Below are 22,589 nucleotides of genomic sequence, written 5' to 3' on the forward strand. Positions count from 1 at the left end.
ATTTTATACATAAGATAAAAGGCGTGAGCAAGATTATTGCAATAGTAAATCAAAAGGGTGGAGTTGGCAAAACCACAACTAGTATAAATTTATCGACAGCCTTTGCTGCTGTGGGAAAAAGCACTTTATTGGTAGATCTTGATCCTCAAGGAAATGCTAGCACCGGGCTCGGGATTTCTTATCGTAGTAGGGAAGAAAAAAATATATACAAAATACTACTAAGCAGCGAAAATAAATTGATAGAATCGGCAATTTTCAATATAAAGGAAATTCCAAATTTATCACTAATTTCGTCAGTAGTTGATTTATCAGCTGCAGAAATTGAATTATCGCAACTTGAGCGAGGAAAATTTGTGCTAAAAAGCGCATTAGAGAAGATACGCGATAATTATGAGTATATAATCATCGATTGCCCTCCATCACTTGGGCTTCTAACCATAAATGCTTTGACTGCTGCTAATTCTATTATTGTCCCTCTTCAGTGTGAATTTTTTGCTTTGGAGGGATTAAGCCATTTAGTTAAAACTGTAGAGCTGATAAAAAGAAATAACCTAAACCCTTTTTTGGCAATAGAAGGGATAGTGTTAACAATGTATGACAGGCGCAACAAACTCAGTGAACAGATTAAAAACGATATTTGCCAGTATTTAAATGATAAAGTATACAAAACTATCATCCCATTGTATGAGACTGTTATTCCACGTAACGTACGGTTATCAGAAGCGCCTTCTCATGGAAAACCCGCTATTGTGTATGATCTTAAGTGTCCTGGTGCACAAGCATATATAAGTTTGGCAAGGGAAATTTTAAAAAAGCACGCGAGCAGTTGTAAGGAGAAGAAACTAGTAAGCGAGGGCGTAGTATGAAGGATGATAGACGCCTCGGCAGAGGTCTTGCCGGCCTCATAGGCGATAATTATGATAATAAAGAAGATCGACAAGAGTATTTGCCTATTTCATTGCTGCACCCAAGCAAATTTCAACCGAGGAAACATTTTGACGAGGAGTCATTAAGAGAGCTTGCAAATTCGATAAAGAAAAGTGGCATTATACAGCCTATCGTGGTACGCAAAGATTCAAATGATGATGGTTATGAAATAATAGCTGGAGAACGTCGTTGGCGAGCAAGCAAGATTGCAAATCTTGATAGTGCACCGGTTATCATAAAAGATCTGAGCGACAAGGAATGCTTGGAAGTATCCATTATTGAAAACATACAAAGGCAAGATATTAATCCAATAGAGGAAGGTGAAGCTTACAGAAAACTGATAGATGAGTTTTTCTATACACATGAGGAATTAGCTTCAGCTATAGGCAAAAGCCGCAGCCACATAACCAATATGATTCGGATGTTGTTGCTCCCTGATAGGGTGAAAACAATGATCAATGAGAAAAAATTGTCTATGAGTCATGCAAGAGCGTTGATTAATGTTGAAAATGCGGAAAGTATTGCAGAAAGAATAGTTTCTCAAGGCTTAAGCGTCAGACAAACTGAAAAATTGATAAAAGATTTGCATCAAGGCAACAACCAAAAAGAGCAGAGATATACTAGAAATCAAGATATGACGGTAATAGAAGGCGCTATATCCTCTCAACTTGGTTTAAAGATCAAAATTAATGACAACAATTCTAAGGGTAAAGTTATGATACGGTATAACAATCTCAGTGAATTGGATTTGATATTGAAAATTTTAAATAGAAACCTTGAGGTATAGCTAGTAGCTGGCTAGCAAAGCAACAAACCAATATCAACTGTTGGTGTCATGAAAGTAGCTGACACTGGAATCCAGGAATTTTATTAAGTTGGTAAGCATAAAAGTATAACTTCTACGTCATACCGCCGCGGTATCCGCTAACAAGCAGCGGGATGACGATTGTCAGGGTAGCTGTCATCCCAGTGCCCTGACTACTTGGATCCAGGAAAAAGAATGGTGTCATCCCAGTGCGTGACACCCTAGTAGAAATCGTTTTTGTAATTGCAACATTCGTGCAATCTTTAGCCATAAATATTAAGAAATTTACCAAATGAAAAAAAAGGCAAAAGAAGCCCTGGGGTTATTATCCGCTTTAAAATATTGGCGTTTTTTATGTTTTAAACGCTTGACAAGCAAGATTAAGCTGCTTTTAATTGCAACTAACTTACGCTGCAAATGTTTAAGAAATTTACTAAGCAGAAAAAAAGACAAAGAATCCCCGAGTTAGCTAGTCTTTTACTATCTCTGTCGAGTATTGGCATTTTTTGATGTCTTGTAACGCTTTATAAGCGCGTTCAGCTTATTTAGATAAAAATCTAGATGTAGATGAAGTTTTGTAAAGACATACAGTATCTATATACTGCAAAAAATTGAACATAAGACGCCGATACATTAAGTAATCCTTACCTTTTAATCTGCAGATTGGCGAAAGCAAATACAATAGCTTCACTATCATGATAAGGGGGCTGGCGAAGGGTGTCAAGTAAGTTTTTTCGTTTCTAACGGTTGTTGCCAAAAACTATGCAAGAAGTCTATTGACAGGTGATTAAATTATGATGTAGCCTATCGCCGTATATCCGGGGGTGGGTTGTTGTGAGGCTTTTTCACTTTTTATTCTTGTTAATGTGTTTTTCTCTGTATTACTATGCGGGTTTTATATTTTCGCCCTGCCCAAAAGCTACGGTTTGCTTTTCACCTGGAGAAGACTGTGCTATGCCGATAATCAGCGTAATAGATCAGTCTAAAAAATCTATCTTAGTTCAAGAATATACATTTACTCTTGGAACAATTGCAAAATCTTTGATCAATGCTAAAGAACGTGGCGTTGATGTTAAAGTCATTTTAGATAAATCGCAACTCTACTCAAAATATAGTGTTATAAATGAATTATTTTCAGGTGGAGTACCAGTTTGGATCGATGATAAGCCAAAAATTGCTCATAATAAGATAATGATTGTTGATAATCAAAAAGTTATCACAGGGTCGTTTAACATGAGTAAGACAGCTAAAAAAGGAAATGCTGAAAATTTATTAATTATTACAGATTATCCTGAATTGATTCAGCAGTATGTGAAAAACTGGGAGGCACGAATGTCACAATCTTATAAATATGCTCCCAACTAATCAAGAGCACTTGCTTAAAATCAGCTCTAAAAACAGCAAGGAAGAGCTTTTTTGATTGATTGGCATAATGATTATGATATAATAAACCAAAAGTTTAGGGAATAAAGTAATGGATTACATAAATGATGCTGCCGGTAGCTACACTGCCATTCACGATTTTTTTCAAAACAACGGTGTTGGAGATTATAAAGTTCAATGCAGTTATGGTGGTGTACCGTATGCTACTGACGAATACGTACATTCTGGCGATAAATTTTGGAGCAATAATTTCATAGACTCACATTTTGGCAGGGAAATAAAAATGTATCCTCAAAGTGAACTTTTAGCTAAAGAATACGCTGGAAATACGCTGCCAGTTTCAATATCACTAGATAAGGATTTAATAAAAATAAAGGAATGTCAGAAAAAAACGAAATTTGTAGAACTAGAAAGAGAGTCAGGTGATCTAGTGTATGATAAACAAAAGCATGTAAAGTGTTACACAACGAAGCTATCATATGATGATGTGAATATTTACAATAACGATAAAGTTTCAACATTTAGCATTAAATACGACGTGCCAAATGATCCGAAATACAATTTAAATGTAACATTTACAAAGGTTAATGATAGTAAACCAGGGTTTTGGCAAAAATTTAAAAATATGTTTTAACAGAGTAGCTTTTCAATGAAGAGATTCTGAGGGAAAGTGTATAAATATCTGCTTTAATAATAAAATGGGTTTGGTGTCATTCCAGTACTCCTCTCTTATAATTTACGTGTTTAAGAATAACTTCTGCTAAACCTTTACTAATTCCAGGTACGTTTTGAATTTCAGCCAGAGAAGCTTTGCTTATATTTTTCACTGAACCAAAATAAGACATCAACGCTTTTTTTCTTTTGTTGCCAATGCCGGGTATTTTGCTTAATTGTGAAACTATGAACTGTTTATCGCGTTTTTTTCTATGTGAAGTTATTGCAAAACGGTGGGCTTCATTACGCAGCGATTGTAAGTAAAGCATGACTTTGCTGTCATTTGCCAAACTGAATTCTTCCCTGCCCAGCATATAAAATCTTTCATTTCCTGCGTTACGATCAGGACCTTTTGCCATACAAGCAAAAGGAACGTTTATATTCAATACTTCCAGTACATTCTGTACTATGGAAACATGTCCTGGCCCACCATCAATCAGTAAAAAATCAGGTATTATGCCTTTTATATTGCCGGAGAAACGTCTGGTTAGCACTTCCCTCATCATTTTATAGTCATCGCCTGAAAATTTTTCCTTTATAGTAAATTTTCTGTACTCACTTTTTAAAAAACCCTCCTGCCCTGCAACAACCATTACACCAATTTGTTGATTTCCAGATATATGGCTATTGTCATAAACCTCGATACGCTTTGGAATACTTGGTAACAAGAAAACTTTGCTAAGCTCCTCAAGCTTTTCTAGGTTATTTCTATAATCGATAAGCTTCTGCTCTAAGCTATGCTGAGAGTTATCATAAACAAATTTCAATAAATCACGCTCTTTTTTATTCTTTGCATGCAGAACTTTTACTGGCTTTTGAGCAACCTTATATAGTGCTTGTTCTATAATTTCCTTATCCACAATAGAATCTGGAACGTAAATTTGTATTGGAGGTATGTTAGCTGAATTATAAAAATTGACCAAAAAGGTGGATAAAATTTCATCATTTGAGTGATCACCACAGTTCTCGGCAAAGTAAGGAGTGCTGCCGTAGTTGTCTTTATTTCTAAACGATAACACACTAATACATGCTAGATCCTCTTCACGTACAATACTGAAGAAGTCTGCATCTTTTTCAAAAGAAAAATCCGTGTGCTGTATTTGAATTTGCTCAAGAAACTTTACCCGATCTCTATATATAGCAGCAAGCTCATAGTTTTCTTCACTGCTGCACTTTCTCATTGTGAAAAGTAACTGTTCTTTCACTTCCTTATTTCTTCCAAGCAATGTATTTCGTGCCTGTTTTACTGATTGGCAGTAGTCGTCTTTTGTGATTTTATCTACGCATGGTGCTGAGCAGCGCTTAATTTGATATTCAATACATGGTCTTTTTGTTGAGGAAAAGTATTGATCTGAACATACTCTTAGGAGAAAAGCTTTTTGCAATGACAATATAGTTTGCTTAACAGCAGCGGCAGATGTAAAGGGACCATAATAATGAAACTCATTCTTCTTAAATTTGCCTCTATATTTTGCTATTCTTGGATAATCGTGCTTGGAAATTGTTATATAAGGATAAGATTTTCCATCCTTAAGCACAATATTATAAGGTGGTTTCAACGATTTTATTAGCTGTGCTTCAAGAAGCAGTGCTTCGATTTCATTCTCAGTGATGAATATTTCAACCTTAATAACCTGTGAGAGCATAACTCTAATTCGTTCAGAAAGATTTTCGAATTGAAGGTAGTCGGATAACCTTGACTTTAAGTTTTTTGCTTTTCCAACATATAAAACTTTATTCTTATCTCCAACCATCTTATACACGCCACAGGACTGTGGAGATGATTTGATTTGTTCTTTATATTGCCTGAGCATTTATCCATTGCTTAACCTGTATGAGGTTAAAATCTGCTACTAAATGAAAGATGGAAACTACATTTTCAAGCAAAGATAATCTGTTTCTTCTCAGCTTATCAGAATCACAGTTAATCTTTATACTGTCCATAAACTGATTGATAAACGGAGCAAAACCAGCAAGTTCATCAAGTGCTACATTAAAGTGGTTATTTTTTATCGCTTGTTTTATGTTTTTACAAGCAGTTATAGCACAATTTGATAGCGCAATTTCTTCACTTTCAATCAAAAACCTCTTACCGTAAGATGCACTATAAGTAGTGCCATCACTTTTCTTTACTTTGCTCATCATGTTACTGACTCTTTTGTAAGTGCTTAGAATCTGTTCACCTTCTGGCGTACTAAGATAACGATCCAATATAACAGTTTGCTTTTCTGCTGTCAGCAGATCATTAATATCGATTTTATATAGTATTGAATCTACAACATCTTGCCTTATATCTCTATTTTTTAAAATAACCTTGAATCTTTCTAAGCAGAATCTAAATACTAGTTCTGAAATTTGTTTTCTATTTGGCTTATCAACTGACGCTGTATTTTTATTAAATAGAAGCCTTGAATATAAAGATACTGACTTGTCTATCATTAGCCTAATTGGAATATACAAATTATTTTCAAGTATTGTCCTAATTATACCAATTGTCATTCTCCGCAAACCAAACTGATCATACGAACCAGAGATTTTCTCACCTGCTGCAATTAAACCAACTAAGCTATCCACTTTGTCTGCAATTGACACAGCAATTGCTGAAGGGGATTTAGGACACTCCTGCTCTGGCCCGATTGGCTTATAGTGTTCAGTTATAGCTTCCACTATTTCTCTATCTTCTTGAAAATAAGAAGCATAATATCCACCCATTACTCCTTGTAATTCTGGAAACTCTCTTACTATCGATGTTGCCAAATCAGCTTTTGCCAAATATGCAGCACGTTCAACTTTTATCAGCGAAGCATGTGGAATAAATATAGCTATATACTTTGACAGAGCCGTAATACGCTTCACCTTTTCCCCCACGCTGCCAAGAGAAGCATGAAATAATATCAAACCTAATTTTTTGACATAATAATCTAGATTTTCCTTTTTATCTTGAGATATTAAAAATTGGGCATCAGCAAGACGTGCTTCTAATATTCTTTCGTGCCCTTTAACAACTTCACCATTGTTGACGTTGACAACAGTGACAAAGTGTGAAATTCTCTTTCCATTACTTAAAGCAAGGTATTTTTGCTGCGTATTAATTATACTAAGTATTACTTCTTTTGGTAATCCGAATGATTTTTCCTGACTCACTTTACCAAATAGTACAATTGGCCATTCTATAAGCCCTGTCAATTCATTTAGTAAATAATCATTTTTCTCAAGTTGTAAATTCTGCTCTTTTGTGAATTTATTAATCTGATCTAGTATAAATTGCTTTCTTTTGTCCATTTGGAGAATTACACTGTTTTTTTCTAGCAATTCAAAATAGTCTTTAGGTGCTTTAACAGTAAGCGCTGTACCACTTGAGAGAAATCGATGGCCATATGTTGTGTTAGATGCTGTGATCCCTGCAAAAGATACAGGTATTATTTCGTCATTTAAAATGCATAAAATATTTTTAATTGGCCTAACCCACCTTTCTTTTCCTTCGCCCCATCTCATACTTTTTGGCCAAGAGAAATTTTTTAATATTTCTCCTAGTTGATTTTTAAGAAACTCTTGAATGTTAAATGAGCAGCTTTCTCTTTTTATGAAGTAAAAATCCTCATTATTTACTTTTCGAACGAGCAAATCTTCTTCATTTTTCTGATATTTTCTTAAAAAACCTTCGATAGCACTTTTTGGTGCGTTAATGTTTGGTCCCTTAACTTCGTTATTGGAATCCTTTAGCTCCAAAGCATTTATGTTGTCAACAAATAGGGTAATGCGACGTGCCGTTACAAAAACCTCCATTGATGTAAATTTTACATTATTTTTGTTAAAAACATTGGCAATACAGCTCTTAACTTGAGTTGTAGCTACATTCTGCATTCTCGGTGGTATTTCTTCTGAAAGGCACTCAAATAATAACTGCAACGACATACGCTATTTACTCATGTACAATTCACAACATTTTTTTGTCAGCTCTCTAACTCTACCAATATGCGCTGTACGTTCATTTACACCAAGCACACCTCTTGCATCAAGCAGATTAAGTAGGTGACTAGTTTTAATACATTGGTCATAAGCTGCCATTGGTAGCTCCTTTTCAATAAGGAACTTACACAATTTTTCCGTATCTTCGAATTGCTGCTGTACCACTTTAGTATCATAATAATCTAACGCTAGATAAGAAAATTCATATTCTCTTTGTTTAAAAATATCTCCGTAAGTTACACCGTTATCGTTCCAAGTTATATCGTAAACATTATCTACACCTTGTATGCACATTGCTAAACGTTCCAACCCATATGCCACCTCACCAGGAATCATCTTGCAGTCAATCCCTCCAACTTGCTGTATATAAGTAAGCTGTGTTACTTCCATTCCATTGCATGTCACTTCCCATCCAAGCCCTGATGCACCAACGCTCGGATTTTCCCAATCATCTTCGACAAACTTAATATCATATTTTTCTGTAGATATGCCAAGAGCTTTTAAGCTATCTAAATAGACGTCTTGTAAATTATTACCAGACGGTTTTATTATAACTTGGTATTGATGATGTTGATATAAGCGATTAGGGTTATCGCCATAGCGCCCATCTGCTGGCCTAATTACTGGTTGTAGATATGCAATTTTTGTTGGTTTTGTATCAATTGCAGACATAATTGTTGCAGGATGTAATGTGCCAGCACCAACTTCAGATGTGTATGAGTGAAGTATAACACATCCTTCACTAGCCCAAAAATCTTGTAACTCTTTTATTATACTTTGTAAGTTCACACAAATTGCACACTTTTTATACTAAATATATAAATAAATAAGTACTATTCAATACCTATTTTTTTAACAGTATCATGTAAATAATCACCTAAAACTGCTGAACTTTCCCTCACATACTGAATTATGCTTTTATTTAGGACAATTGCATCATGCATAGTTAAATCGCAGAATATAAATGCTATTAAATACAGTAAAATCACCGCATAAAATGTATGAAAAATCCCCTCAAATGTAATTGACATTGCATTATTATAGCTGAGCTGTATTGAACTTATTGGCCATGGTTTTATTGCTTCTACAACATTAAAAAACACATAAGGTATCATAAGAAAAAAGAAAAAGTGCATAAAATCATTAAACCAAAATGGGCATTGAAACATCTGCTTACATATACTCCCATAGAGTTTACTTACAGCATAATAAATCGACATCATTGCCGGCATTGAAAGTGCTACAGTCAGTACTTGCCCTGACGCTATTTGTATTACTATTTCTTCACCACTGTTTGCTGAAGGGTCTTGAGCGTGAAAAATAAATATTCCAATTAATTGCATTACTAACATAACTATTGCCAATTTTGTAAAAACAGCAGCTACAACTATTCCTGAGTCTGGCATTTTATATAGTAAGTATTCTCCTCCATATGTAAGAATTAATATAACATCGACAATAAATAATATTAAAAAAGAAGACCAATAGTTCTGCCAACTTGGTAAATATCCTATTCCTAAAAGAGAGCTTACTGTTTTAGCAGGAAAAACCTTGCCTAGCATCTTCCCCAAAAATTTAAAAAAAATCCCCATGTTCTAAGTAACACTTGGTTTATATTATTTATAATACTGTATTGTAATAGACTTATCAATAGCTTAAAACATGTATTGGAAGATTTTAGGTAGTATGCAGCAACAGTAGAAGAACGTGCGCCAAAAATTTAATAATTTTATAGGGCTTATGCACTTAAATTTTTTGCAATATCAAGTGCAGCGTAAGTGAATATTGCACTTGCACCCGCACGTTTGAAACCAATCAAAGACTCATAAATCACCTTGTCATAATCTAGCCAGCTATTATTTGCAGCAGCTTTTATCATTGCGTACTCACCGCTTACTTGGTAAGCAAAAATCGGAAAATTAAACTTATCACTTGCTGTTTTGATAATATCTAAATATGGCATACCTGGTTTAATCATAATAAAGTCTGCACCTTCATTTATATCCATTTCAATTTCGCACATTGCTTCGCGCGCATTTTTATAATCCATTTGATAACCACTTTTGTCTATAGAATGTGATAGCCTACATGAACCAACGACTTGCCTGAATGGAGCATAGAAGCTAGAGCAATATTTCACTGCATAAGATAATATTAATACGTCTTGAAAGTTGTTATCATCTAATGATTTTCTGATTCTTCCTATTCTACCATCCATCATATCAGAAGGAGCAACTATATCACATCCTGATGCTGCTAAAGCAAGTGCTTGCTTACATAATATCGACACGGTTTCATCGTTTTCTACATCCACCTGATTGCTTTTTAAAATGCCGTCATGGCCGTGAATAGTGTATGGATCCAATGCAACGTCTGCAATAATACCAATTTCAGGTACCTTTAATTTTACAGCACAAATTGCTCTGCAGATTAAGTTGTCAGAATTATATGCTTCCTCAGCGTTTTCAGATTTTAATTTACTATCAACTACAGGAAAAATTGCAACAGCATTAATTCCTAAATCTTTAGCTTCCTTAACTATAGACACTAACCCATCTATTGAATAACACTTTACACCTGGTAAGCCAGAAATTGGTTCAGTTGTTTCTTCTCTGTCATGAACAAACAGAGGAAGAACCAGATCATTTACTGATAAACTATTTTCACTTGTTAAATTGCGAACCCATTTGCTCGAGCGCCTGCGCCTTAACCGTGTATTTGGAAAATTAAACATTGGATCCTGGCAAATTTCCAGTAAAGAGCAACACCCCTGAAACGAGGATCACCCAAAGCACCGATATTGGCAGAAACACTTTCCAACCAAGGCGCATTAGCTGATCATATCGGTAACGAGGTATTGTTGCTCTAATCCAAATAAATACGAATAAAAGTATAATTATCTTCAAAACGAACCAAATTAAACCTGGAATTTTATAAAGCAAACCAAGTTCTAACGGAGGATACCATCCCCCCAGAAAGAATATTGTCATCATAGCACTTGCTAAAATCATATTTGCATATTCTCCAAGAAAAAAGAGGGCAAAAGGCATGGATGAATATTCAACGTTATATCCAGAGACAAGCTCTGCTTCAGCTTCTGGTAAATCAAATGGGTGACGATTAGTTTCTGCAAGCAAAGAAATAAAAAATATTATTCCTATAGGCATTAGTAGTAAATCAACCCAAAATGGCATATTGTGTTTCGCTACCACCATCTCTCCAAGATTTAATGTTCCAGTGGTAATAACGACTGTAGCAACTATTAAGCCTATTGAAACTTCATACGAAATCATCTGAGCAGCCGACCGTATAGCGCCAAGAAATGCATAATTAGAATTGCTTGACCAGCCTGCAATAATCACGCCGTATACTCCCAGCGACGATATAGCTAGCACATAAAGCACTCCAACATTAATATTTGCTATAACCTTAGGAATAACTACTTGCTGGCCATTTTCTACAATTACTTCAGCACCAAACGGTATAACTGCCCAGGCAATTAATGCCAAGATAAAGGTAAGCATTGGAGCCATAATGAACAGTATGGTGCTCGCTCTAAATGGTATTATCGGCTCCTTAATCAGAAGCTTAATAGCATCTGCAAATGGCTGCAATAGCCCAAAAGGTCCAACTACACTTGGGCCGTGCCTCAGTTGAATTGCAGCAAGGACCTTACGCTCAAAGTATGTCAAATATGCAACTGAAAGTAGTAGCGGTACTAAAATAAATAAAATATTAACTAGCGTGTTCATAAAAAGCTTTAGTACAATCTGCCATTATTTTTGAAGCGCGACTTATTGAATCCGTCATATAAAAATTACACTCCTTTAAAGTAAAAGGTGTATTACTTAAATTTATTTTACCATTGCTGATTGGTACCCATGTGTTTTTTACCACTTGATCAGCATTTCTAAACTGTGGACCGATAGTATCTAATTTTTTTCTTACGTCAAATAAACTATCATATGGTAAGGAAAGATCCAAATATTGCGAGAGATTTTTAATAATTAACCAATCCTCCTTTGCTTCACCTGGAGGAAATACAGCTAAATTTGTTCTTTGCACTCGACCTTCAGTGTTTACATAAGTTGCATATTTTTCTGTATATGCAGCACCAGGCAAGATAACATCTGCCACATGTGCACCCTTATCACCGTGATGACCTTGATAAATTACAAATGTGTTTTCTAACTTTGATGTGTCAATTTCGTCTGCACCAAGAAGATAAACAACTTCTATTTCACCACTTTCTGCATGTTCCAATATTTGATTAATATCCCTTTCACCTTTTTTAGGAACAAACCCAATATCTAGCCCACCAACTCTTGCTGCAGCTTTATGCAGCACATTAAAGCCATTCCAGTCATCTCTTACCATATTAAATTTTTCTGCAATTTTGCCAGCTAGAGCTAAAACTGATTCAGAATCATCTCTTATTAATGCATCTTGACCGATAATCAGCATAGGGTTTTGAGCAGCTACCAGCAGCTCACAGAACTTATGATTTCCATTTGCTATTTCACTCAAAATACCAGAATTATTGCCCAATTTCTCAACATGATATAAATATTCAATGTTAGGACCAACACTTGCAATAGGAAAGTTGCCCTGTAAATATCTCTTTCTCAATCTTACGTTAATGATCGGTGCTTCTATCCTTGGGTTTGTATTTATAAGCAGACACAAATCCGCATTCTCTATACCTTCAATAGTGGTATTGAACACATACGATCCACGATTATTTGGTATAAGTTTTGCACCATCCTGCCTGCAATCTATATTTCCCGAGCCGAGCTTCTGCATCATTTCTTTAAGTAGAAGCATAGACTCACAATCTGCTAAATCACCTGCAATTGCAGCTATTTTATTTGATTTTGTATTCTTTAATTTCTTTGCAGCAACAGTTAATGCCTCATTCCAATCAACTGGGGCTAATTTACCATCTTTTTTTATATAAGGTCGATCAAGACGTTGAACTTTTAGTCCATCATAGGCAAAGCGGGTTTTATCTGATATCCATTCTTCATTTACCTCTTCGCTCAGCCTTGGTAATATCCTCATAACCTCCGGGCCACGATAATCAACTCTAATTGCGCTACCCACAGCATCTAGCACATCTATAGTCTCACAATGTGATAGCTCCCATGGACGCGCTGTAAAGGAGTAAGGCTTTGAAGTTAAAGCTCCTACCGGGCAGAGATCTATGATATTTCCAGATAATTCAGAACTAATATGCCTTTTTATGTAAGTGCTAATCTCTACATTTTCTCCCCTTCCGATTCCTCCAAGTTCATTTGTACCTGCAACATCAGACAAAAATCTAACACACCGAGTGCAATGAATGCATCGATTCATCGCGGTCTCAATCAGTGGTCCGAAGTGTTTTTTTGGCACAGCCCTCTTATGCTCATCAAGTCTGCTGGTTCCTTTCCCATAAGCCATCGTGATATCTTGCAAATCGCATTCACCACCCTGATCGCAAATTGGGCAATCAAGCGGGTGGTTAATTAGCAAAAACTCAAGCACACCTTCACGTGCTTTTTTAACCTTAGGGGTATCAGTGTGAATAACCATCCCTTCTGCAACTGGCATTGCACAAGAGGCTACTGGTTTTGGAGGTCCACCCTCCACTTCAACCAAACACATTCTGCAGTTACCAGCAATTGCTAAACGCTCATGATAACAAAAACGTGGAATTTCAATGCCCACAACTTCACAAGCTTGAATTATAGTGAGCCCATGCTCTACTTCACATTCCTTAGAATTAATAGTAACTTTAACCACAATTATTATACAGCTTCCCACTTTATAGGATTGCCGCTTATCTCATCTTCAACCAGATTGCCATTGTCATATTGAGCAGACATATAATTCATGCGCGAATCACGATCTATATATCTAACAGGTTTTACCGGTTTATCTTTATACATTTTTTGCTCAGCTTTCTTACGCTGAGTAGGGTTATTTTTACTAGCTGTCTTTGCTTTCCCACCTGCTGCCATATAAACTCCTAAAAACTTTTCATTCTATTTTAACACTTAAGTATATAGCGTCAATATTTAATAACTTTAAAATTTCAATAGATCTCTTATTATAATCATCATTTGAATAAAAAGTTACCCTTGATATCATTTCAGTGCTTGACCAGAAAAAAAGAAATATGTATCAGCTACTTTCATTTGCTGCGCCTCGAAAATAAACGTTCATGTAGCTAAGCCATAAATCCAGTATAAAGACCTTTAATCATTGGCTTCGTAGTACTTTTTAACCAACTTATTAAGTAACCTTACACCAAAACCTACTGCTCCTCTTGGACAAATGTCAGTACCTTTCTCGTGCCAAGCAGTGCCTGCGATATCTAAATGTGCCCAGCAAGTTTCATTCACAAAACGCTGTAAAAACTGTGCAGCCATTATGCTATCTCCACCAGAGCCTGCAGGAGCGATGTTTTGAACATCAGCAATCGGTGAATCAATAATTTTGTCATAAGTTTCATTCATAGGAAAACGCCATAACTTCTCATTTACTTCATTTCCTGCATCAATCAGACGGCTTGCTAATTCATCATTATTTGAAAAAAGACCAGCATATTCGTTATTTCCAAGTGCAACCACTATAGCACCAGTTAAAGTTGCAAGATCAATCATAAATTTTGGTGAGAATCTGTCTTGCGTATACCATAAAGCATCTGCAAGTATTAATCTTCCTTCTGCATCGGTGTTCAACACTTCTATTGTCTGTCCAGACATTGAAGTTACTACATCACTTGGTCTTTGAGCATTACCACCCACTGCATTTTCTGCAAGTGCGACCACGCCAATTGCATTTACTTTTGCTTTTCGTCCTGCTAAAGCATGCATCACCCCAACCACAGCAGCAGAGCCTGCCATGTCATATTTCATCGACTCCATACCACGTGAAGGTTTGAGTGATACTCCACCAGTGTCAAACGTTATACCTTTACCAACAAAAGCTATTGGCTTTTGTTCTTTAGAAGTCCCACTCCATTTTATCACTACTAATTTTGGTTCTTTACTACTTCCTTGTGCCACTCCAAGCAAGGCTCCCATTTTTTTCTCTTCCATCTGCTTTTTATCAAGCACTTCAATTTCAAGGCCAAGCTTAGTAAGTTCTTTTTTTATATGATCAGCATAGGATTCTGGATATAGAATGTTAGGAGGCTCTGTTATAAAAGAGCGCGCAAGAAATATACTCTCACCTTCTTGCCTTAAGTGCTCAAATGATCTTTCAGCATTACTTAATTGCTTATCTTTTACTAATACGGTAATCTCCTCTACCTCTGTAATTTTCTCATCCTTTTTAGTTTTATACTTATCAAACTTAAAACTACGCAGAAACGCACCATATGCAACATTTGCTGCACTACCTTCGATTAAAACCGCTGCTTTTTTAATTTTTAATCTGCTTAGCTCACAATATATTTTACCACCAATATTTAATTCTTTATTTTCATTCCATTCATCCTTCTTACCAAGTCCGACAACTATGACATTTTTTTCTTCTGGCAAAGCAGTAGAGAAAAATTCACCAAAACTTCCATTGAAATCGCTAAATTGCTTTATATTATCTATGACCTGTTTTCCTTGCAAAACTCCGCCATCATTTACGGTTTCGTTGTCCTCAAATAAACCCGTTACTATTGTTTTAAAATCGGGCGAAATTTTAGAAATTGTTATTTTCATTGCTGGCATCTCCGTTGCAAATAATTGTAAACTGTACATAAAACACAGCAAAAACATCAGTAAGATATTTTTCATATACATCCTAAGTACAATAACACTCAAGTTTACTATGGACTCCCTTACATGCAAGGGTTTTTTATCTTTTATTAGAGAACTTATTATATCCGCCCAAGGTAATGTTAAACGTATAGGTTTTTATGACCTGATCACTGTAAGTAAATGGTGTTACGAGAAGGCTTGCAAGCCCATTACTAACAAAATCTCCAAGAACAGGATCAGCACAATTATCGCAATTATGGTCAACAAAAAACATTTGCGTTGTGAATTCCGGAAAATCCGGATGTTGAACTAGAAAGTTGATATGTGGAGCTCTATCACCAATTTTACCAGGTGCTATCGTAATAAAATTATAATAGCCAAGATTATTCACTACAAACCTTCCTGATCCAGCAAAATTCGGATCATCCTCTATATTCTTATCGTAATGGTTCACGCCGCGTGAATTTGCGTGCCATATAGAAACTACAGCATTTTGTATTGGTAAACAGTTTATATCAGTAATTCTACCCACTATGTGTATTAATTCTCCTGTTGCACTATTTGGAGAACCAGGTTTTCTTCTTAAATTGTTTGAAGAGTTAAAATTTTTTGGCCTTGCATCAAGATCATAAATCTCTGGAGTTTCAATGCAGTTAAGCAAAACAGGATCAGCTGCAAATAGCGGCAAACTGAATATCATTTGTACTAAAAGTGCTAACAAGATATTTTTCACATTCATTTCATTTATAATAGACTTCTTGCATAACCATATAACAAACTTTTATTGGAAATAGAAACGAAAAAACTTACTTGACAAACTCCGCCAGCCCCCTTATCATGAAACTGAAGCTATTTATTTATCTTCTCTGTACAGATTAAATGACAAAAAAACTCAACGTATCTGGCGTCTCATGTTTAATTTTTTGCACTATGTGCACTCTATGTCTTTATCAAATTTCTAGGTTTTTACCTATACAAGCTGAAATACGCTTATAAAGCATTTAAAACATCAAAAAACGCCAACTTAAAAAATGGATAGTGAATAATTAGCTACCCTAGGGTTTCTTTTGCCTTTTTTCTGTTTAGTAAATTTCTTAAACATTTATGACTAAAGGTTAGTTGCATTAAAAAGCAGCTAAATCGCGGTTATTAAGCGTTTAGAATAAAAAAACGCCATACTTGAAAGTATAATGTAAGTAATTAGCCAACCACGGGGCTTCTTTTGCCTTTTTTTTCGTTTGGTAAATTTCTTAAATATTATGGCTAAAGATTACACGAATGTTGCAATTACAAAAGCGATCTCTACTAGGAGGATGTCATTCCAGTGCTCCTTTTTTTGTCATCCCAGTGTCAGCTACTCGGATGACAAAGGAGGGCGTTACTCCAGTGTCAGCTACTCGGATGACAAAAAAAGGAGTACTGGGATGACACCATCATAAAGTAAACCAGTGTCAGCTACTCGGATGACAAGAAGAGGGCACTGCCGTCATAAAGGAACCAGTGTCAGCTACTTGGATGACAGGAGAAGGAGGTACTGGGATGACAAGAATTGAATGATATCATAGGGCTTGCATGATAGGAGAATTGGATTTGAGCTACTCAGATCTGCCATGCAAACTGCAACCCTAAATGTTGGAGCACTGTCGTACACTAAGCGCTGTAATGACAATTTTAGTCGCTACATACAACACTATAAATAATCGAAGTCATTTTCCCATCGGTCAGTTAATATCATTAAAGTTAGTATTCTCCATAGCGAAGTCTCTGGCTAGAAATAACGAGCCACAGATCAGTATGGTTTTGACGTTTTGGATAGAGGCTTTTAATATGTGATTTGATATTGCATCGCCAATTGACTCACACTCAATTGCTTTTATTCCTATGTTATTGGCTTTTTCCCTAATCAAGTTTGTATTTGTTGCTTTGGGCTCAGATTTAACACAAACCGCACATAATAACTTGATATATGGTTTTAAGTGTTCTAAGAACTCTTCCACATTTCTGTTACGAGTAACACCAAAAATTATATAGATACCTTCAGCAAAATTATCTTTTATCCACTGAAATAGCACTCTAGCACCATCATTATTGTGCGCACCATCTAAAAATAATTGCCAATCTTTTGGTAATAAAGAAATTAAATTGCCCTCTTTTATACGCTCCAGTCGTGCAGGCCAATAAGTGCACTGTAAACCTGAAGTGATATCCTCTTCTCCAATATCAAATCCATATTTTCCACTCAAAATGCTACATGCTGCAATAGCATTGCCTGCATTAATTATTTGGTGATCACCCTTTAAAGACGGCAAAGGAAATTCTATTGATTGAATAGCTGATTGGAAAACCATTTTGTTGTTCTTTTTTTTGCAATTCCATTCAAAACCTCCTCTATATAAGGGAGATTTCTTATTTATTGCGTGGTATTCTAGCGTGTTCATTATAGATTTTTCTTGTGGTGCTATCACGCAAGGAACATTAGGTTTCATTATTCCAGCCTTTTCACCTGCTATAATTTCTATAGTAGGGCCAAGATATTCCGTATGATCAAGTGCAATGGAAGTAATTATTGTTAAAATCGGACTATCTATAACATTTGTTGTATCAAGTCTTCCACCCATACCCACTTCAATTAAAGTTATATCGGCTTTATGACGAGAAAAAGCTAAAAAAGCTGCAATAGTTGCAGCTTCAAACAGAGTGATAGGTTGTTCTGCAATTACGGCACGGCATTCTTCTAACAAGCTATATAATTCATTATCGTCGATATAACTGCCTGCAATAACTATTCTTTCATTAAAATTCACCAAATGTGGAGAAGTGTATGCGTGTACCTTATACCCTGCTGCTTGCATTATATATCTTATAAATGCTAGTGTTGAGCCTTTCCCATTAGTTCCAGCTATATGAATTACGGGAGGCACTTTTTTCTCGGGATTATCTAGTTTACTAAGAAAGCTTTTTATGCGATCAAGAGAAAAATCATTCGGCCTGCTACCAAGTGGCTTAGGCCAATGAGGCATATATATCATAGATTATTGTTACATTTTAATTCACCTATCACACTTGCTATGCCATGCGTGTCAATCTTCTCACTAAATTGAGAACGTTGATTAATAGCAATACTTATTCCACTCATTACAACATCACTTATCAAGAAAGAACTGTTATTTTTAGTAACTTTAAAATCAATATTTGTAAATTCTTCATCACCGTAAGAAAATCTTGTACTAATTAAGCAAGTTTCATCGTCAACTGCTCTTGAGCTTATTATGATCATTTCACTATTACTCATGTATTTAGATAAAATTTTAACGCACAAACGTGTAAGATACACTTCATACTCTCTTAAGAAATCTTCCCTTTCCTTCTGGGTAGTCAAAACCCCATATTTTCCCATGACAAATCGAGATATTTCTTTGAGGTTAACATTATTCTGAATGACCTCCTGAAGCTTTTCGTGTACATGCTCTAGGTTTTTTCTATTTCCTTTTGTAGATATGCTGTCTACTTGTTGTTTCATAGTATGCACAAAAATTTTGTGACCTGTACAATTAGTGTAAGCACTTGAAGAAATTACAATAAAAACAATAATGATTAAAACTTTAGTAATATTCATAAGATATACTTAAAATGCAAAGTTTAATAAAGATTAAATAACAATCGCTGACTTTAATATACCTATAGACATGCTCTGTGTAAATCATCTATAATTCAAGTAGGGGTCTGTGCTATGCGTTATGAGTTAAGTTAAATTTCCCGAGCGATAATTTCTAGTCAAGGGAATTGCCTCTATTAATTTCGTTGAAATTAATACGCGATGCCCACCTTAACTTTAGTCTCAGGAATCTACTAAGGCTGACGGTAGATACGGATCCTTTTTTGATTGGTACTAAATTTATGCTTCATCAATACAGAGAACAAGGTACCTTCCTATGTTCGCCTAATGAAGTATTCCAAATTGTAATTGATGTTGAAAGGTATCCTGATTTTGTTCCTTGGTGCAAAGCCGTTTATATAAAAGAAAAAATTGACAATCAAATGGTTGTGGACCTTCTAGCAGCTTTTCATGGAACTAAAGGAAGATATACATCAGAGGTAACCTTTCTTTCTCCAAGTAGAACAAATGAAGGTTGGATAAAAGCTGTATCATCAAATGGAATATTTAAACATCTATGCAATAAATGGCAATTCATTCCCATAGATGAAAATAAAACTATGGTAAAGTTTTATATAGAGTTTAAGTTTAAGTCCAACTCATTTTCAACCCTATTAAACTCAGTATATAAATATACACAAAGTAAAATAATTGCTGCATTTAAAGACAGGGCTGAAAGCCTTGCTAAACAAAAGTTACCTTGACATTATTTATATAAATATATAATTTTTTTAGTAAGTTAAGTATTTATATCGTAATGATTTTTAGACTATTGCTTTTATCAATTTTTATAAGTGTTAATTCTTATGCAGTTGTTAACCAACATATTCAAAAAGAAACTAATGAAATAACATCAAAGGAGTTACTATCACTATTACCCGATGATAAATTATTAGGAGATCCAAAAGCACCAATTCTAATGATAGAATATGCTTCATTAACTTGCTATCACTGCTCTCTTTTTCATAAGAATGTTTTTCCTAAAATAAAAGAGAAATATATAGACACAGGTAAGATGTTATACATATTTCGTCATTTTCCTTTGGATTACAGAGGACTAAAGGCTGCAATGCTAAGTCATTGCTACGAAAAACAAGAAGACTACTTTAATTTTAACAAAGCTGTTTTTAACTCAATAGATTCGTGGAATTACTACAATTTAAGTGATTTGACTTTACTACAAAGAATTGCTGCACTAAGCAACTTAAAGCAAGATGCATTTAACCAATGCATTAATGATAAGAAAATTATGGATAAAATCATAAATGATAAATCACTGGCAATTAATAAACTTGGTATCACAGCTACCCCAATATTTTTCATCAAGCTTAACGATGGTAAGTCATATATAGAGCATAATAAAGTTAAACATGAAGGGTATAAAGAGCTGAAATACCTCACTGACGTGATAGATAAATTATATGGAAAAGCTATAGTGAAGTAATACCACTGTAGCTTACCATATAAAAGACTCTATGCTGAGTCATTGTTTTTTACGACTGTTTGTTGTTTTTTACGCTCAAATTCTCTTTTTTTACTGTGCCAAGCGTAGTAATACATAGCAATTTTATTCTCTATTAATACTATTGTTCCATCATAAAACTGAACCATATCCATAACTTTTCTCTGAGCTTCATCAAAACGTTCTTTATACTTTTCACGATAAGCTGGATTATTTAGTAACATAACCCCTTCATTCTTGTTAGATTTTTTGTTTAACGTTTCAACTTCGCTAGCAATAGTATAAGACATATAACCCCCTCTAATTGATTATAAAAATTATATTTTAATAAAGAGAAATGCGCATAAACAATCTCTTTAATTCCAGCACAATAATCGACTGCTTATTATACTAGTTAACTATAGTACAATATATAATAATTCTTGTCACTTAAAATTTTATACTATGAAATAATAACTTAAAATAAATGTTTTTATTATTTCAAACTATATTATTATATTTATAAATTGTGTATGAATTAAGCTTCCTTAATTTATAATATATGCGTAATAATTTTAGTATAAAATTGTCATACATAAGAAATCTATTTGCAAAAGAATATAAAACAATAGAAGAATATTGTATTCTTGAAAAAAAGCAACATATTCAGATCGGCCCTGAAGAAGGAAAGCTATTAAGTTTATTTATAAAAATCCATAAAATCAAAAGTATTGTTGAGATTGGCACGTTATACGGTTATTCGTCGATTTGCATGGCAAAAGCTCTACTGGAAGATGGTCACATATATACAATAGAAAATAACCCTCAATACTCAAGAATAGCAAAAAAAAATTTTAGTGCTTTTAATCTGAGTGATAAAATTACTCTAATAGAAGGCAATGCATTGGAAAAACTTAATGAATTATCAGCAAAAGCACCATTTGACATGATATTTATCGATGCTGATAAAGGTGGTTATCCTAAATATTTAGATTGGGCAGAGTCATACATTAAACAAGATGGGCTAATCGTTGCAGATAACACTCTATTGTTTAACACAGTATTTTTAGAATCGCCTCCAAAAGAAGTATCAGAAAAATCATGGCATGCTATGAGGGAGTTTAATAATAGATTATCAGATGAAAAAAAATATTTCTCTATATTGATTCCAACTGATGAAGGAATGACTGTAGCTTTAAAGCTAACATAAGTTAAAAATCAAGGTCAGCATAATGTTTAGGAGAGATTAAACCAGAAATCCTCTCTAATAATATCTCACGAAAACAAGGCTTTGATTTAACAATGGAGTACCATTCTTTTAAAATTTTACTTTTTTCCCATGGAAAACTACTTACATAATCCATTACGGAAATATGCGATGCTAAAGTAATATCAGCCAAAGTGAACTTATCAGTTGCAAGCCAAACGTTCTTGTTAATTAAGTGTTCGATGTATTCCATATGGTAAGGCAGGTTATGCTGAGCTGCATGAAGAAATCTAGAGTCAGGGCTGCGGTTAGTAATTACTTTTTCATTCATAATATACTTAGTAACTTCATTGTAAAATTTGTTATCGAACCAATTGATTAGAGCGCGTATTTTAGACTTAATAATAGTGGATGAACCAAGTAATTTGATGTCGCTATTGTAAGTTTCTTCTATATATTCACAAATGGCATTACTATCCGCTATTACAAAGTTATTATCTATTAATACTGGTACTTGCCCGGTTGGATTGATCTCCATAAATTCATTCCGCTTTTCCCACGGATTTTCATACACTAGATCACAGCTCAACTTTTTTTCTTTGAGAAGAGCTCTAACTTTTCGTGAAAATGGACAAAGAGGAAAATGATATAAAATCATAATTAATTTCTATATATAGTTTATGCAACCCCGACTGATCATAAACTAACATAGGATATACCTTGCTAAATAAAAAAAAAAGTATAAT

22 protein-coding genes and 1 other RNA gene are annotated in these 22,589 nt (G+C 34.6%); 9 read left to right on the forward strand and 14 right to left on the reverse strand.

Going from position 1 to position 22,589, the window contains the following annotated elements; genetic code table 11:
* Positions 1–23 precede the first annotated feature (23 nt).
* The 4 genes from AABM58_RS03775 to AABM58_RS03790 all read left to right on the forward strand — a co-directional run bounded on the left by AABM58_RS03775 (position 24) and on the right by AABM58_RS03790 (position 3,749).
* Positions 24–866, forward strand: coding sequence for a ParA family protein (locus tag AABM58_RS03775; protein ID WP_006280226.1), 843 nt, complete (start codon positions 24–26; stop codon positions 864–866).
* Complete coding sequence (locus AABM58_RS03780; protein WP_338406392.1) at positions 863–1,714, forward strand: ParB/RepB/Spo0J family partition protein; 852 nt, start codon at positions 863–865, stop codon at positions 1,712–1,714. Before AABM58_RS03775 ends, AABM58_RS03780 begins: the two co-directional genes overlap by 4 nt.
* An 852-nt stretch (positions 1,715–2,566) precedes the next feature.
* Positions 2,567–3,097, forward strand: a complete 531-nt coding sequence (locus tag AABM58_RS03785; protein WP_338406393.1) for a phospholipase D family nuclease — start codon at positions 2,567–2,569, stop codon at positions 3,095–3,097.
* Positions 3,098–3,206: 109 nt separating this feature from the next.
* Positions 3,207–3,749, forward strand: a complete 543-nt coding sequence (locus AABM58_RS03790; protein WP_338406394.1) for a hypothetical protein — start codon at positions 3,207–3,209, stop codon at positions 3,747–3,749.
* A gap of 76 nt (positions 3,750–3,825) precedes the next feature.
* Here the strand turns inward: AABM58_RS03790 and uvrC are convergent, their stop codons facing one another.
* The 10 genes from uvrC to AABM58_RS03840 all read right to left on the reverse strand — a co-directional run bounded on the left by uvrC (position 3,826) and on the right by AABM58_RS03840 (position 16,279).
* A complete protein-coding gene (uvrC, locus tag AABM58_RS03795; RefSeq protein ID WP_338406395.1) occupies positions 3,826–5,643 on the reverse strand; it encodes an excinuclease ABC subunit UvrC in 1,818 nt (605 codons plus the stop codon).
* Positions 5,627–7,744, reverse strand: a complete 2,118-nt coding sequence (glyS, locus tag AABM58_RS03800; protein WP_338406396.1) for a glycine--tRNA ligase subunit beta — start codon at positions 7,742–7,744, stop codon at positions 5,627–5,629. Before glyS ends, uvrC begins: the two co-directional genes overlap by 17 nt.
* 3 nt (positions 7,745–7,747) lie before the next feature.
* On the reverse strand, positions 7,748–8,587 hold the full coding sequence (locus tag AABM58_RS03805; protein WP_338406397.1) for a glycine--tRNA ligase subunit alpha: 840 nt from the start codon (positions 8,585–8,587) through the stop codon (positions 7,748–7,750).
* A gap of 44 nt (positions 8,588–8,631) precedes the next feature.
* On the reverse strand, positions 8,632–9,390 hold the full coding sequence (locus AABM58_RS03810; protein WP_338406398.1) for a phosphatidylglycerophosphatase: 759 nt from the start codon (positions 9,388–9,390) through the stop codon (positions 8,632–8,634).
* Between the two features lie 146 nt (positions 9,391–9,536).
* Positions 9,537–10,532, reverse strand: coding sequence for a porphobilinogen synthase (gene hemB, locus AABM58_RS03815; RefSeq protein ID WP_338406399.1), 996 nt, complete (start codon positions 10,530–10,532; stop codon positions 9,537–9,539).
* Positions 10,525–11,550 (reverse strand): NADH-quinone oxidoreductase subunit NuoH, encoded by a 1,026-nt coding sequence (gene nuoH / locus AABM58_RS03820; RefSeq protein WP_338406400.1) that lies wholly within the window; start codon positions 11,548–11,550, stop codon positions 10,525–10,527. The genes hemB and nuoH overlap by 8 nt, the downstream gene beginning before the upstream one ends.
* On the reverse strand, positions 11,534–13,582 hold the full coding sequence (nuoG, locus tag AABM58_RS03825; protein ID WP_338406401.1) for an NADH-quinone oxidoreductase subunit NuoG: 2,049 nt from the start codon (positions 13,580–13,582) through the stop codon (positions 11,534–11,536). The genes nuoH and nuoG overlap by 17 nt, the downstream gene beginning before the upstream one ends.
* A 5-nt stretch (positions 13,583–13,587) precedes the next feature.
* Positions 13,588–13,800 carry a hypothetical protein gene (locus AABM58_RS03830; protein WP_017532424.1) on the reverse strand — a complete coding sequence of 71 codons (213 nt, stop codon included), beginning with the start codon at positions 13,798–13,800 and terminating at the stop codon, positions 13,588–13,590.
* Positions 13,801–14,037: 237 nt separating this feature from the next.
* Positions 14,038–15,540: a leucyl aminopeptidase gene (locus tag AABM58_RS03835; protein WP_338406402.1), complete on the reverse strand. Its 1,503-nt coding sequence runs from the start codon at positions 15,538–15,540 to the stop codon at positions 14,038–14,040.
* A 97-nt stretch (positions 15,541–15,637) separates the two neighbouring features.
* The gene (locus tag AABM58_RS03840; protein WP_338406403.1) at positions 15,638–16,279 is read right to left on the reverse strand and encodes a protocatechuate 3,4-dioxygenase; all 642 of its coding nucleotides are present in this window, start codon (positions 16,277–16,279) and stop codon (positions 15,638–15,640) included.
* A gap of 539 nt (positions 16,280–16,818) precedes the next feature.
* Between AABM58_RS03840 and AABM58_RS03845 the strand changes: the two genes are divergently transcribed.
* On the forward strand, positions 16,819–16,968 hold the full coding sequence (locus AABM58_RS03845) for a hypothetical protein (RefSeq protein ID WP_338406404.1): 150 nt from the start codon (positions 16,819–16,821) through the stop codon (positions 16,966–16,968).
* Positions 16,969–17,261: 293 nt separating this feature from the next.
* Here AABM58_RS03845 and AABM58_RS03850 read toward each other — a convergent pair whose 3' ends face one another.
* Both AABM58_RS03850 and AABM58_RS03855 read right to left on the reverse strand, forming a co-directional pair.
* On the reverse strand, positions 17,262–18,569 hold the full coding sequence (locus AABM58_RS03850) for a bifunctional folylpolyglutamate synthase/dihydrofolate synthase (RefSeq protein WP_338406405.1): 1,308 nt from the start codon (positions 18,567–18,569) through the stop codon (positions 17,262–17,264).
* Positions 18,566–19,156 carry an MlaC/ttg2D family ABC transporter substrate-binding protein gene (locus tag AABM58_RS03855; RefSeq protein WP_338406406.1) on the reverse strand — a complete coding sequence of 197 codons (591 nt, stop codon included), beginning with the start codon at positions 19,154–19,156 and terminating at the stop codon, positions 18,566–18,568. Before AABM58_RS03855 ends, AABM58_RS03850 begins: the two co-directional genes overlap by 4 nt.
* Positions 19,157–19,257: 101 nt before the next feature.
* On the opposite strand from AABM58_RS03855, the gene ssrS reads away from it, so the two are divergent.
* From ssrS to AABM58_RS03870, 3 genes are all read left to right on the forward strand, one after another.
* A non-coding RNA gene (gene ssrS, locus AABM58_RS03860) (6S RNA) lies at positions 19,258–19,418 on the forward strand.
* A gap of 19 nt (positions 19,419–19,437) precedes the next feature.
* Positions 19,438–19,899, forward strand: a complete 462-nt coding sequence (locus tag AABM58_RS03865) for a type II toxin-antitoxin system RatA family toxin (RefSeq protein ID WP_338406407.1) — start codon at positions 19,438–19,440, stop codon at positions 19,897–19,899.
* Between the two features lie 53 nt (positions 19,900–19,952).
* Positions 19,953–20,639, forward strand: a complete 687-nt coding sequence (locus AABM58_RS03870) for a DsbA family protein (protein ID WP_015589356.1) — start codon at positions 19,953–19,955, stop codon at positions 20,637–20,639.
* Between the two features lie 29 nt (positions 20,640–20,668).
* On the opposite strand, the gene AABM58_RS03875 is transcribed toward AABM58_RS03870, so the two are convergent.
* Positions 20,669–20,947 (reverse strand): DUF2671 domain-containing protein, encoded by a 279-nt coding sequence (locus AABM58_RS03875; RefSeq protein ID WP_007551133.1) that lies wholly within the window; start codon positions 20,945–20,947, stop codon positions 20,669–20,671.
* Between the two features lie 251 nt (positions 20,948–21,198).
* On the opposite strand from AABM58_RS03875, the gene AABM58_RS03880 reads away from it, so the two are divergent.
* Positions 21,199–21,846 (forward strand): O-methyltransferase, encoded by a 648-nt coding sequence (locus tag AABM58_RS03880; RefSeq protein WP_338406408.1) that lies wholly within the window; start codon positions 21,199–21,201, stop codon positions 21,844–21,846.
* Position 21,847: 1 nt separating this feature from the next.
* On the opposite strand, the gene AABM58_RS03885 is transcribed toward AABM58_RS03880, so the two are convergent.
* Positions 21,848–22,501 carry a glutathione S-transferase family protein gene (locus AABM58_RS03885; RefSeq protein WP_338406409.1) on the reverse strand — a complete coding sequence of 218 codons (654 nt, stop codon included), beginning with the start codon at positions 22,499–22,501 and terminating at the stop codon, positions 21,848–21,850.
* Positions 22,502–22,589: the final 88 nt, after the last annotated feature.

The sequence above is a fragment of the Wolbachia endosymbiont (group A) of Longitarsus flavicornis genome, assembly GCF_963931955.1.
Taxonomy (GTDB): Bacteria; Pseudomonadota; Alphaproteobacteria; order Rickettsiales; family Anaplasmataceae; genus Wolbachia.

Excerpts from the sequence above, each read along its gene's own strand:
- AABM58_RS03780 (WP_338406392.1), top strand. The coding sequence starts at position 863 with ATGAAGGATGATAGACGCCTCGGCAGAGGTCTTGCCGGCCTCATAGGC.
- AABM58_RS03790 (WP_338406394.1), top strand. The coding sequence starts at position 3,207 with ATGGATTACATAAATGATGCTGCCGGTAGCTACACTGCCATTCACGAT.
- uvrC (WP_338406395.1), bottom strand. The coding sequence starts at position 5,643 with ATGCTCAGGCAATATAAAGAACAAATCAAATCATCTCCACAGTCCTGT.
- glyS (WP_338406396.1), bottom strand. The coding sequence starts at position 7,744 with ATGTCGTTGCAGTTATTATTTGAGTGCCTTTCAGAAGAAATACCACCG.
- AABM58_RS03810 (WP_338406398.1), bottom strand. The coding sequence starts at position 9,390 with ATGGGGATTTTTTTTAAATTTTTGGGGAAGATGCTAGGCAAGGTTTTT.
- hemB (WP_338406399.1), bottom strand. The coding sequence starts at position 10,532 with ATGTTTAATTTTCCAAATACACGGTTAAGGCGCAGGCGCTCGAGCAAA.
- nuoH (WP_338406400.1), bottom strand. The coding sequence starts at position 11,550 with ATGAACACGCTAGTTAATATTTTATTTATTTTAGTACCGCTACTACTT.
- AABM58_RS03830 (WP_017532424.1), bottom strand. The coding sequence starts at position 13,800 with ATGGCAGCAGGTGGGAAAGCAAAGACAGCTAGTAAAAATAACCCTACT.
- AABM58_RS03835 (WP_338406402.1), bottom strand. The coding sequence starts at position 15,540 with ATGTACAGTTTACAATTATTTGCAACGGAGATGCCAGCAATGAAAATA.
- AABM58_RS03840 (WP_338406403.1), bottom strand. The coding sequence starts at position 16,279 with ATGAATGTGAAAAATATCTTGTTAGCACTTTTAGTACAAATGATATTC.
- AABM58_RS03845 (WP_338406404.1), top strand. The coding sequence starts at position 16,819 with ATGTTGCAATTACAAAAGCGATCTCTACTAGGAGGATGTCATTCCAGT.
- AABM58_RS03850 (WP_338406405.1), bottom strand. The coding sequence starts at position 18,569 with ATGATATATATGCCTCATTGGCCTAAGCCACTTGGTAGCAGGCCGAAT.
- AABM58_RS03855 (WP_338406406.1), bottom strand. The coding sequence starts at position 19,156 with ATGAATATTACTAAAGTTTTAATCATTATTGTTTTTATTGTAATTTCT.
- AABM58_RS03865 (WP_338406407.1), top strand. The coding sequence starts at position 19,438 with ATGCTTCATCAATACAGAGAACAAGGTACCTTCCTATGTTCGCCTAAT.
- AABM58_RS03870 (WP_015589356.1), top strand. The coding sequence starts at position 19,953 with ATGATTTTTAGACTATTGCTTTTATCAATTTTTATAAGTGTTAATTCT.
- AABM58_RS03875 (WP_007551133.1), bottom strand. The coding sequence starts at position 20,947 with ATGTCTTATACTATTGCTAGCGAAGTTGAAACGTTAAACAAAAAATCT.
- AABM58_RS03880 (WP_338406408.1), top strand. The coding sequence starts at position 21,199 with ATGCGTAATAATTTTAGTATAAAATTGTCATACATAAGAAATCTATTT.
- AABM58_RS03885 (WP_338406409.1), bottom strand. The coding sequence starts at position 22,501 with ATGATTTTATATCATTTTCCTCTTTGTCCATTTTCACGAAAAGTTAGA.